The sequence below is a fragment of the Streptomyces sp. NPDC029138 genome (assembly GCF_055564375.1).
The window spans coordinates 92,019-103,333 of the sequence record NZ_JBVHWM010000028.1 but is presented as its reverse complement, the minus strand read 5'-3'; the positions used below and the strand labels follow the sequence as shown (position 1 = coordinate 103,333).

The 11,315-nt window shown below is 68.5% G+C and carries 10 protein-coding genes and 2 pseudogenes; 6 read left to right on the top strand and 6 right to left on the bottom strand.

The annotated features are described in order from the left end of the window. Positions 1 to 224: 224 nt before the first annotated feature. Positions 225 to 797 (bottom strand): hypothetical protein, encoded by a 573-nt coding sequence (locus ACZ4WH_RS22400; RefSeq protein WP_468183020.1) that lies wholly within the window; start codon positions 795 to 797, stop codon positions 225 to 227. A 533-nt stretch (positions 798 to 1,330) separates the two neighbouring features. Here ACZ4WH_RS22400 and ACZ4WH_RS22395 point away from each other — a divergent pair. Next, positions 1,331 to 1,707 (top strand): annotated as a pseudogene (locus ACZ4WH_RS22395) (DUF6233 domain-containing protein); the annotation flags it as partial. A gap of 67 nt (positions 1,708 to 1,774) precedes the next feature. On the opposite strand, the gene ACZ4WH_RS22390 reads toward ACZ4WH_RS22395, so the two are convergent. Next, positions 1,775 to 2,053 (bottom strand): hypothetical protein, encoded by a 279-nt coding sequence (locus ACZ4WH_RS22390; protein WP_468183032.1) that lies wholly within the window; start codon positions 2,051 to 2,053, stop codon positions 1,775 to 1,777. 697 nt (positions 2,054 to 2,750) lie between these two features. Next, a pseudogene (locus ACZ4WH_RS22385) lies at positions 2,751 to 2,912 on the bottom strand (sigma factor-like helix-turn-helix DNA-binding protein); the annotation flags it as partial. 13 nt (positions 2,913 to 2,925) lie between these two features. On the opposite strand from ACZ4WH_RS22385, the gene ACZ4WH_RS22380 reads away from it, so the two are divergent. From ACZ4WH_RS22380 to ACZ4WH_RS22365, 4 genes are all read left to right on the top strand, one after another. Continuing rightward, positions 2,926 to 3,360, top strand: coding sequence for a hypothetical protein (locus ACZ4WH_RS22380; RefSeq protein WP_468183018.1), 435 nt, complete (start codon positions 2,926 to 2,928; stop codon positions 3,358 to 3,360). 180 nt (positions 3,361 to 3,540) lie between these two features. Further along, positions 3,541 to 4,107, top strand: coding sequence for a PP2C family protein-serine/threonine phosphatase (locus tag ACZ4WH_RS22375; protein ID WP_468183016.1), 567 nt, complete (start codon positions 3,541 to 3,543; stop codon positions 4,105 to 4,107). A 337-nt stretch (positions 4,108 to 4,444) separates the two neighbouring features. Then, the gene (locus ACZ4WH_RS22370; protein ID WP_468183014.1) at positions 4,445 to 6,742 is read left to right on the top strand and encodes a molybdopterin-dependent oxidoreductase; all 2,298 of its coding nucleotides are present in this window, start codon (positions 4,445 to 4,447) and stop codon (positions 6,740 to 6,742) included. A gap of 61 nt (positions 6,743 to 6,803) precedes the next feature. Beyond that, positions 6,804 to 7,355 (top strand): EF-hand domain-containing protein, encoded by a 552-nt coding sequence (locus ACZ4WH_RS22365; RefSeq protein ID WP_468183012.1) that lies wholly within the window; start codon positions 6,804 to 6,806, stop codon positions 7,353 to 7,355. On the opposite strand, the gene ACZ4WH_RS22360 is transcribed toward ACZ4WH_RS22365, so the two are convergent. Genes ACZ4WH_RS22360 through ACZ4WH_RS22350 form a run of 3 tightly spaced genes read right to left on the bottom strand, consistent with a single transcriptional unit; the run spans position 7,298 to position 10,041 of the window. Beyond that, positions 7,298 to 7,762, bottom strand: a complete 465-nt coding sequence (locus ACZ4WH_RS22360) for a hypothetical protein (RefSeq protein ID WP_468183010.1) — start codon at positions 7,760 to 7,762, stop codon at positions 7,298 to 7,300. The two genes, ACZ4WH_RS22365 and ACZ4WH_RS22360, sit on opposite strands and share 58 nt — an antisense overlap. Positions 7,763 to 7,789: 27 nt before the next feature. Continuing rightward, the gene (locus ACZ4WH_RS22355; RefSeq protein WP_468183008.1) at positions 7,790 to 9,133 is read right to left on the bottom strand and encodes an APC family permease; all 1,344 of its coding nucleotides are present in this window, start codon (positions 9,131 to 9,133) and stop codon (positions 7,790 to 7,792) included. Between the two features lie 23 nt (positions 9,134 to 9,156). Continuing rightward, a complete protein-coding gene (locus ACZ4WH_RS22350; protein WP_468183030.1) occupies positions 9,157 to 10,041 on the bottom strand; it encodes a carbon-nitrogen hydrolase family protein in 885 nt (294 codons plus the stop codon). Positions 10,042 to 10,234: 193 nt separating this feature from the next. On the opposite strand from ACZ4WH_RS22350, the gene ACZ4WH_RS22345 reads away from it, so the two are divergent. Then, on the top strand, positions 10,235 to 11,131 hold the full coding sequence (locus tag ACZ4WH_RS22345; RefSeq protein ID WP_468183006.1) for a LysR family transcriptional regulator: 897 nt from the start codon (positions 10,235 to 10,237) through the stop codon (positions 11,129 to 11,131). Positions 11,132 to 11,315: the final 184 nt, after the last annotated feature.

The window sequence follows — 11,315 nt, the reverse complement described above, 5'->3', positions numbered from 1 at the left end:
CCCCCCCCCCCCCCCCCCCCCCCCCCCCCCCCCCCCCCCCCCCCCCCCCCCCCCCCCCCCCCCCCCCCCCCCCCCCCCCCCCCCCCCCCCCGCCGTCAGAGGGTCACCGTTCACCCGATGGCGAGAGGGGTCAGCAGATCCGGCTCTGTCGGCTTCTCCCAGGGCGCAGGTCCGCAGCAGCCGCGCGGGGCCGCCGCGCCTGTCAGCCTTCCTTGACCGGGAGGTCAGGCGGCCGACCTCGGGTCGATCTTCCAGCGCATGTTGGTGGGCGCGTTGGTTCCGGTGAAGTGCTTGAGGGTCACGTACACATCAGGGTGGGGGTAGTTCTGCGACTGCGAAGTGATTGCCCACTGCCGGAAGTTCGCTCCGGCCGGGGTGATGGTGTAGGTCTCGGAGGTGCCGTCCTCGCGGACGATCCAGTCCTGTGCCGGACCGCCGTTGCAGTTGGTCACGGTCAGCGGGCCGTTGTCCTTCGCGTTGTCCGGCACCGTCAGACAGGCCGGGGTCGGGTTCTTGATCGGTTCGGTCTCGATGACGTAGTGGTCGCCGTACTTCTGCTTGAGTCGCCAGACCGACCCCGAGCCCTCATTGGCCAGCGGCCAGGGGTACCACACCTGGACGTACTGCGGCCGGTTCTCATTCTGAGTGTCGGTCTGCAGGTAGAAGCCGGTCGAGGCGTTGCTGATGACCACCGCCTGGTTGCTCGGGGGGTAGCCGGGGCCGTTGGCTGCGGCCGGGACGGCCGCAGCCACGCTTGCGGAGAGTGCCAAACCAAGCAGGAGAGCGATCTTGCGCATGGACGGTCCCTTTCGTCGAGCGGCATCTGCCAGTGGTATCTGTCGTCGACGTCCCTGCCCATACGGTCGACTGCCAAAAGAGCCCGCCCTGGAATGACTCCGAATGAGGGAGGGGTGTTCGGATTGGCGTACGGCTCGACGGCTCGCCGGTTCTGCATCCACGGTAACCGATCTTGCAATTAATCTCTCCGAGATCATTTCTTGGAGGGGGCGTCATTCGCCAGCGGTGACCGACGATCTCTCCGCAACGATCACGCTCCTGACCGCCACGAGTACGTCATCACAAGCCCACACCAGCACCATGACCTGCGAAATCACGATGAAAACTTTCTCAGTGCCCGGATCGCATGGCCGGCCACAGCGCTCCCGGTCCCCTCCAGCAGTTCCTGCACTCAGCAGGCGAACGCTCGAAAACCCGGCTCGTCTGCCGAGCGCAGCACTCCCTTCACAGAAGCTCACTGGCGGACCTACCCAGTGCTGCTTACCCGAGAGCCGAATAGCGCACGATCCGAGTACTGCCTCTCCACCAGTTGGACGGTGGGGTGGAGGCGGCGGAGTACCGGGTGTGGGTCCGCGCGCCCGACCATGTGCGGCCGGTCGAGGGTGTCGACTACGACCAGGTCGCCACCGAGCGGTTGGAGCCGTCAGCGAAGTCGGCGGTCCGCGAGGTGCTCGGGAAGCGCCGGCCTTCGGGTGGATGCTGGCGAAGGTGCGTGAGGGGCGGGGCCCGGCCCGGGGCGTGCTGCACGCGCCGGACCGCGAAGAGGCGCCGCAGGGCGCACCGCTGCTCGACGTGGAGCACGCGTTGAACGTCGCGGAGAACCCGGGGACGCGGCTGTGCACGCTGTGCGGGTGCGCTCAGGAGTTGACGCCGATGCTGAGCGGGTTCGACCACATCACCGACTCCTGACCTGCCGTGGTCGGGTCTGTGGTCGGGGCGACCGGTGCCGTGGTCGGGCCCATGGTCGGGCCTGTGGTCATGGTGTGTCGCCGGAGTAGTAGAAGCGGCAGCTCACACCCGGGCCGGGCGTGCGGGGTTCGCCGGGGCGCGGGTCGTACAGGGCGCGGCCGCCGGGCCACCGCGACAGCTCGGCGGACAGGGCGACACCGTCGTCGACTTCCTCGGTCCGCCACCCGTGGATGGGCAGCAGCGGGCCGTCCAGCGGCCCGCCGACCAGTTCGGCGTAGGTCCGGTGTGGGAGCGGGCCGGGGTTGGGGTCGTCGTGTTCCGCGCCGTAGACCCGGCCGTTCAGCAGCTGCTCATCTCCGTTCCTCTGATCAGCGTTGCAGCCGCCACCGACAACGCGGGCTTGCCCAGCACCGCCTTGGGCTTGCCCGCGTGGTCGGTGGCCGCGGCTTGCCAGGGTCAGGTGCGGAAGCGGGAGAGCCAGCCGCCGGCCTTCTGCGCGGCGGCCTGTTCCTCTGCCTCCTGGCGCAGGCGCGGCGCTCCTGCGCCAGGCGCTCGCGTTCGTCGGCTTCGGCCTGCGCTTGTGCTGCGACGGCCCGGTCCTGGCAGTCCTGGCACAGGTGCGGGTCTGCCCGCAGTCCTTGCACACCGGCCGCCGCGCCTCCCGCTCCGCACGGCGCCGTTCCTCTTCCCTGGCGGCCTGGCGGCGGGCGAGGTGGGCGTCCCGGAGGGCATTGCCGATCGCGTCCAGCAGCGGCTCGCAGTGGTCGCGGCCGAAGCGCCAGAACGCGGGCCCGGCCGGGCCGTGCTCGCGCAGCTCGCACGAGTTCGGCCTCGTAGGCGCGGCAGTCCCGGGCGTCGAAGACGGTGGTGCACGGATCAGCAGGGGCTCGCCGGCGATGCCGTGCTTGATCACGTAGGAGATCAACATCGGCATGCGTGCGCTATCGACCCGTTTGATCTCCAGGGCGATGCCGCTGGCATCGCGTTGCCGATGATCTCAGCGGTGGGTGAGCATGCCTTCACGCAGGCGCCCCAGGACCCGTGGCCTGGGTGAGTTCCTCCACGAACCTCATGTGGATGATCTGCCGGTCGCGATCGTCGAGTTCGGCCAGCAGCGAGGCCAGGGTGTAGTAGTCCTCCACGAGTTCCACCGCCTGGTCGTCGGCACCGATGAAGTCCTGCAGGGCGCTCTCGCCGTCTTCGGCGCTGAACCGGGAGGTGGTCTTCCGCCGCACCACCGAAGTGGACCGGGCACGGCTGCTGGTCGCCGAGCAAACAGCCCGCTCCCAGTTGCAGCACCTGTACGACCTGACCGCCGCTCTGGCCGCGGCGATAACCCTTGCCCAGGTTTCCCGCGTCGTCAGCGACGTGGCGCCGGCCGCCCTGGGAGCCACCTCGGGCGGAGCTCTATCTGCACTCGGCACGACTGGTACCGCCCCTGCAGCCGGAAGACAACGGCCTTCCGACCGACGCGGGCACGGCTGGACCGACCTGGACCGGCCGTCCAGCGCGGACGCCTCGCTGCCCCGTGAGACCAAGGATGGTGTCCCCCTCGCGTTGTCGCTGGAGGCGGACGGCGACCAGCTGGGCATGCTGATCGTCTACGGTTCGGACACTTCCCCCGCTTCGGCGCATGTGACGGCAGTGGCCTAGCAGATCGCCCAGGCCCTGCGCCGGGCGGGCCTGCACAAGCACGAGCACCGGGTCGCCGAGCGCCTGCAGCTGAGCCTGCTGCCCCGGCTGCCCCTGCTTCCCGGCCTGGAGACGGCCACCTGCTACGCCCCGGGCAGCGATCTGCTCTCGGTCGGCGGCGACTGGTACGACGTCTACGACGTGGCCGCCGATCACATCGGCCTGAGCATCGGCGACGTCGTCGGCCACGGACTGCCCGAAGCGACCGTCATGGCCCAGGTCACCGCCGCCCTGCGCAACATCGCGCCGCGCTGCGGCACCGACCCCGCCGCCGTCCTCGCCTTCCTCGGCCGCTATCACCCGGAGCGGATGGCCACCACCTGCTACCTGGTCTTCGACCGCCGCAGCCGAACCCTGACCTACGCGACCGCCGGCCACCCGCCGCCGCTGCTCATCCACGCCGACGGCGCCAGCACCTACCGCAACCACGCCATCTCCCCGCCCCTCGGCCCCGTCCGGGGCATCCGCTACCGGCAGGCAGACACCATCGTGACCGGGAGCGACACGCTGCTGCTTTACGCCGACGGCCTGATCGAGCGCCGTCGCGAGGACCTGGCCATCGGGATGCGGCGACTGACCGAGCCCGCCCGCACCACCAGCGGCCTGGACATCGCCGAGCTGTGCGACCGGTTCCTGCACCACCAGCCCGAGGCGGCCTTCCCTGACGACCGGGCCCTGCTCGCCGTCCGCTTTCCCCCACCGTCCTGACATGCCCGGCGCTCAGCGACAGCAGGGCGCAGGGCTGCCGGGGACCGCGTGCCCTGTACGAAGACCCACGGGAATCGACAAGGCGTAGGGCAGGAGCCTTTCCCAGGTCCCTCGAACGCTCGGTTGACGGCAGATGCTCGCTGAGGCGAGTCACTGCGGGCGGCGCTTCCGTGCGGCCGTTGGCAGGCTCGTGCACCTACAGGGTTCGGCAGCGGGCCATAGGGGGAGTCTGTGTCCTGTGGCCCGTCAACTTGCGTGGAACTCCTGCGACATGAGTGGCCGCTGTCCGAGAGCCGGGGAACTTCACGGACGGAGTTGAGGCATCGTGGAACGACGCATGTCGGTCGCGACGCACTGGGGCAGTTTCGTCGCGGTGGTCGATTCCGGTCGGCTGGTGCGCATCGAGCCGAGGGGCGACGACCACGCGCCGTCGCCCATCGGACCCGGAATGGTGACGGCCGCCGACGACAGCGCCCGCATATTGCGTCCCGCGGTGCGCAAGGGTTGGCTGAACGGCCTGCCGCGCGCCCACGACACGGCCAGGGGCACGGACGCCTTCGTGGAGGTGAGCTGGGACGACGCGATCACCCTGGTGAGCGAGGAACTGCGCCGAGTGCGTTCACAGCACGGAGACAGCGCCGTGTTCGGCGGCTCCTACGGCTGGGCGAGTGCGGGCGCGTTCCACAACGCGCAGCAGCAACTCCACCGGTTCCTGGCGTTGGGCGGGGGATACACCGACTCCCGCAACACGTACAGCACCGCGGCTTTGGAGGTCATCCTCCCCCATGTGATCGGCGGAGCTCCGTGGAGCTACCAGTCCCGGATGCCGATGTGGGACGAGATCGGCGAGAACTGTGAGCTGGTGGTGGCGTTCGGAGGGCTGGCCCTGAAGAACAGCCAGATCAACCCCGGCGGACTGGCCAGACACCAGACGCAGGACCTGCAGCGCCGGTGCCGTGCGTCCGGGGTGCGGTTCGTGAACATCAGCCCTATCCGCAGCGACACCGCCGGCTTCCTCGACGCCGAGTGGCTGCCCGTCATCCCCAACACCGACACCGCCGCGATGCTCGGCATTGCACACACCATGCTGGTCAACGGCTGGCACGACGAGGACTTCCTTCGCCGTTGCTGCGTCGGGTTCGACCGCTTCGCCTCCTACTTGACCGGCGCATTCGACGGCGTCGCCAAGGATGCCGCCTGGGCAGCGAGGATCACCGGCATGAGTCGGGACACGATCACCGAACTGGCTCGCCGCCTGTCCACGCAACGTTCGCTCATCATGGTCAACTACGCGATTCAACGGGCGGACCACGGCGAGCAGCCGATCTGGATGTCGGTCGTGCTGGCCGCCATGGCGGGCTCGATGGGACGGCCCGGCTGCGGCTGGGGCGCGGGCTACGCGACGATGGACGCGACCGGCGTCGCCCCCGGCCGGCCCTCCGTGGCGTCGATTCCCCGGGTTCCCAACCCTGTCGCGGATTTCATCCCTGTCGCACGGATCGCCGACACCCTGCTGCATCCGGGCAGGACCATCGACTACGACGGCCGGCGCCTGACCTTGCCCGAGCTCCGCCTGATCTACTGGTGCGGAGGGAACCCGTTCCACCACCACCAGGATCTCCACCGCTTGACCCGCGCCTGGCAGACCCCTGACACGGTGGTGGTTCACGAAGCCTGGTGGAACACCACGGCCAAGTTCGCCGACATCGTCCTTCCCGTCGCCACCAGCCTGGAGCGCGACGACTTCGCCGCCGGATTCTCCGACCCCCACCTCGTCGCGATGCCGAAAGTCCGTGAGCCGGAAGGCGAGTCACGCACCGACCACCACATCTTCACCACCCTGGCCTCCCGGCTCGGATACGAGTGCGAGTTCACCCAGTCACACTCCGAGATCGAATGGGTCCGGCACCTCTACGAGCAGACGAGGGCCGACCTCGGCAACGACGGGGCCTTGCCGAGCTTCGAGGACTTCTGGCGAAACTCCACGGCTGAACTGCCGGCGCTCAGCGGACCGTTCCCCGGCGACTTCGAGGCACTCCGCGCGGATCCGCAGCGCTTTCCCCTTGCGACCCCGTCGGGCCGGATCGAGATCTTCTCCGAGGAGATCGACTCGTTCGGTTACGACGACTGCACCGGGCATCCGGCGTGGTTCGAACCAGTGGAGTGGCTCCGTGCCGGTCTGGCGGACCGGTTCCCGCTGCACCTGATCTCGAATCAGCCCGCCTCACGCCTGCACAGCCAGTACGACAACGGCGGCCACAGCCTCAAGTCGAAGATCCGTGGCCGTGAGCCCGTGACGATCAATCCGCTGGACGCCGCTTCCCGTGGCATCGAGAACGGCATGATCGTACGCATCCACAACGACCGCGGCAGCTGCCTGGCGGGGGCGGTCCTGTCGGACGACGTCATGCCAGGCGTCATCCAACTGTCCACCGGAGCGTGGTGGGACCCGGCCAAGCCAGGCCGGAGCGGCACCTTGGACCGCCACGGCAATCCGAACACCCTCACGGCCGACCGAGGGTGCTCGCGCCTGTCCCAGGGACCGAGCGCCCACAGCGCGCTCGTCGACGTCGAGCGCTACGACGTCCCTCTTCCGGAGGTGCTCGCCTTCGCACCACCTCACCTCGAACACTGACACGCAAGCCGCCTGTCTCTCGTTTTGCGTTTGCGTAATCAGATGAATACTGTACGCAGTCGTGACTGCACTTCAAGACCTCAAGTACGGCCAGTGGTTCAGGGGCGCCGACGTCGACGGCGACGGGTTCATCACCCAGCAAGACGTCCGCGCCATGAGCGAGCGTTATATCGCCGTCCGAGACACCGCGCCGGACTCCGCGACCGCCCGCCGACTCATCGAGGGAATGGACGGGTTCTGGACGAATGTGATCGCCCCTATGGACCAGGACGGTGACGGGAAGGTCGATCTGCGGGAGATGACCGAAGGCTTCAGGAGCGTCCTGACCGATCCCGCCCTCTATCCGCAGCAGATCGCGCCGGTCACCGACTGCTTCTTCGACCTCGTCGACCTCAACACGGACGGCAAGATCGACCAGGCCGAGTTCCAGCAGATGTTCGACTCGGTCGCCGGTGTGCCCGGCGAGGACTGCGCCACGGTCTTCGCCGCTCTGGACAGGGACGGCTCCGGTGGGCTGGACCGCGCCGAATTCCACCAAGCCCTCACCGAGTTCTTCTACGGCAACGACCCGAACGCTCCTGCCAACCACCTCTTCGGCAGGGTCACCGCCTGACAGCCCGGGATCCGACCGCCCACACCACTGTTGTGCGGGCGGTCGGCGTCGATCTCGAGTGTCTGGTAGGCGCGGCCGGCCAGAGTGCCCTCGATGCGTGCCTCGTGCCCGCCGTGACCGGCGTCCGGCCCGACGCCGGTGACCTCCCGCAGTACGTCCTCTTGCAGGTCCGCCACGAACAGCTGTGCTCCACCGGCCCCAGCCGCACGGGCAGCGGCCTGGAGCATACCGGGAAGCTGCTCGAAGGCGTCGAAGAGCTGATCCTCCGCCTTGCCGTCCAGGACGTCGGCCAGGACGGTACGGGCGGCGCGCTGCGGAGCATCGAGTCCTTCGAGGACCACCTCTCGGTGGATCAGCAGGTCTCCGAGGCTCGGGTCATGCACCAGTTCAGCAGTTGTCGAGGGCATGCTCGTCTCCTGGCGTCTGGAGGGGAGCTACACGGTGACTGCGTCCGTGGCCGCGGTGTCGTCGTCGAAGGTCATCTCCGGTGCGGGCCGGCGGAAGCCCTTGGTCAGGACGGCCAGGTAGACGACGCCGATACCCAGCCATACGCCGCCGATCTGGAGTGCGACATCACCGAGCTTCGTGAGCAGGTAGAGGGAAACGCCGGCGCCGATGGCAGGCATCACCAGGTACGAGAAGAGGTTGGGGGTGTGGCCGTGTCCGCGCTCTCGGACCAGATGGGCGATCACGCAGATGTTCACCAGGGTGAAGCCGAGGAAGGCGCCGAAGTTGATGAACGAGGTGGCCGTGGTCAGATCGAGTTTCATGGCGATGACACCGGCGGCCGCGGTCAGCAGCAGGTTCAGGACGGGCGTGCCGGTCTTCCCCGAAAGGTTGCCGAAGACGGCCTTGGGCAGTGCGCCGTCGCGTCCCATGACGTACATGAGGCGGGCGGCGGAGGCTTGCAGGGCGATGCAGGAGGCGATGGATCCGGCGATGGTGACGAAGTTGATGATCTCGGCGTACGTCTTGCCGCCGACCTGGACCTTCAGGTGGTAGGCGGCCGCGTCGACGTCGGCGAACTTCGCGCCGGGGTGGACCAGCTGCATCACGAAGGACAGCACGATGAAGATCGCTCCGGCGGCGATGACGCAGCCGATGATGCCGCGGCCGATCGTCCTCGCCCCGCCCCTGGCCTCCTCGCCCAGCGTGGAGACGGCGTCGAAGCCGAGGAAGGAGTACGCGGCGATGGCGGCGGCCGCCGTGACCGCGCTGATCGACGTGCCGGAGTTCCACAGGGCGTCCGTGGCGGGGGCGGAGGAGCCGTGCTTGCCGAGGAAGACGACACACAGGGTGGCGAAGAGGACCAATGACCCCAGAGCGATGAACATCAGGACCTTGTTGACGCGGTCCGCGAGCTTCATGCCGAAGACGTTGATGGCAGTGGTGATGCCCACCGAGACGATCAGCCAGATCCACTTGGGTACCTCGGGGAACTGGGCATGGAAGTAGATCGCCGTGATCAGCCAGCCGACCATCGGGATGAAGAAGTAGTCGAGCAGCATCGCCCAGCCGGACAAGAACCCGATGCGGCTGTCGAGCATCTTGCGGGCATAGGTGTAGACCGACCCCGCACCGGGCACGGCGCGCGCCATCTTCGCGTAACTCAGCCCGGTGAGCAGCATCGCGAGGGTCGCGATGGCGAACGCGGTCGGGGCCGCGCCGCCGCTGGTGGCGGCGACCACGCCGAAGATCGTGACGACGATGCCGGGCGAGATGTAGGCCAGACCGAACAGGACGACGGAGAGAAGACTCAGGTCACCCTTCAGTCTCATCGTGCTCTGTGTGGTCTCGCTGTTCAACATCGTGGCTCCTCGGTGGAATGGGCGGGGTTCCAGGTGGCGGGGTCGATGCGACCCCCGTACAGGGGGAGTTCGAGGGCCGGGTCGCCGGGGCGGAACTGCTCCCAGATCCGGTTGAGACCGGCGGTGCCGTAGCGGCGGACGTTGCTGACCTCGTCGAGGTCGATCACGTCGGTGAGGGTGGAGTCGCCGGCATCGACGGTTTCGGCGCGCACCGTGCCTTGCGGGTCGATGACGAGGCTGCGGCCGGTCCCGGATGGGGCGGCGGAGTTGACACTGGCGACGAAGACCTGATTGGCGATGGCGTTGGCGCGGTTGAGGACGACTTCCTGCGCGCGGTCGCTCGTCGACGTGCGGACCACGTTGACGATCAGCTCTGCACCCATCCAGGCCAGATGGCGGGAGATCTCCGGGAACCAGGCGTCGTAGCAGATGGACAGTCCTATGCGGCCGACCCCGGGGAGGTCGACGACCTCGAACCGGTTGCCGGGTGTGGTCGTCTCGTACGGGCGCCACGGGCAGATCTTGCGGTACGCGCCGAGGCGCTCACCCTGTGGTGAATAGACCGGTGTCGTGTTGTGGACGCGGTCGCCGGTGCCTCGCTCGTAGACACTGCCGGGTACCAGCCAGATGCCCAGATTCCCCGCGAGCTCGGCGAAGGCCGCATCGCGTTTGCCGTCGAGCGGCTCGGCCCCCTCCTCCGGGACGGCCGGGACGCCGGGGGCGCTCTCGCCGAGGTGCAGTTCGGGATAGACGACGAGGGCGCCGCGTGCGTGTGCGTGCAGTTTCACGCGCCGCTCCACGTCGGTGGCAAAGCCTGCGAGGTCGTCGGCCGGGCGGCCGGGCGCCTGAGCGAGGATCAGGGGCAGGGGGCGGGCCATCTGGGAACCAGCCAATCAAAAGGATGTTGTACGAGGGGAAGTCGCCGGAGATTCGGGTGCCGATAACCAGGAATTCCGGTGGGACAAGAATGCATCCGGTCAGCCATAGCCTCAAATACTTGGCAGGGTTGATTACCATGCCTCCGAGGCATGAAGGTGTCACGCCTCCTCCGTCTCCCAAAGGACCACCGCCATGGAAATCCGAGTGCTGCGCTACTTCCTGACCATCGTGGAGACCGGTTCGGTCACCAAGGCCGCCGAGGTGGTCCGTGTCGCCCAGCCCTCACTGTCGCGCCAACTGCGCGGTCTGGAACGGACCTTGGGGATGACGCTCTTCGACCGCGGCGGCAAGCAGATGGTCCTGACGGCGGCCGGCCGGCGCTTCCTTCCCCTGGCCCGGGACCTGGTCGCTCGCGCGGACGCTGCCGAGTCCGCGGTCGGTGCGCTGGCTGCCGGTCGTGCCATGCGGATCACCGTGGCGGCGCCGCCCACCACCATCACCGACGTGATCGCGCCGTTCCTGGCCACCTGGGGGCCGGAGGATCCGCTCGTCACCGTGCAGGCGGAGAGTCCGGCACATGCGTACCAGGCCCTTGCGAGGGGCGCCGATGTGGCCATCTCCTCGGCACCTCCGAGGAGCCGTTTCGCCGGGATCCCGGTGGCCCGCCTGCCGCTGTGGGCCTACGTCCGTGACGACCACGCCTGGGCGGGCCGGGACCGCGTCACCATCAGGGAACTCGCCGCGGAGCCCCTCATCGTCCTCACCCCGGCGCACGGCACCCGCCGCATCCTGGACCATGCCGTGCAGAATGCGGACGCCTCGTACGACATCGTGCTCGAGTGCGACACCCCGCACGTCGCACAGGCCATGGCCGCTTCAGGCCACGGTGTCGCGGTGGTCTCCGACGATCCCCGCTTCGACCTTCACCCGCTGCTGATCCTCGACAGCGCGGACGAGCCGCTGCAGATCCACCTGCACGCGGCGTGGGACGCCGGCCACTATGCGCTGCACAGCATCGAGGCATTCGCGTCCGGGTTGTCACGCTTTTGTGTCGAGAGGTACGGACCCCAGGTCGCCGCCCGCCTCTGAACCGCAGCGACGACTACAGACCACGGCCCTCGCCACGACACGAAGCCGCTCCGACCGCCGGCAGGCTCCCGAGAACTGGAGGTATGCCTGGCAGGCAGCCCGCCCAGACCGGACAGGCATTGGACGGTGGCCCCGGCGCACCCCATCATGCGGCGATATCCCGCATGCTCCGAGACGACTGGCG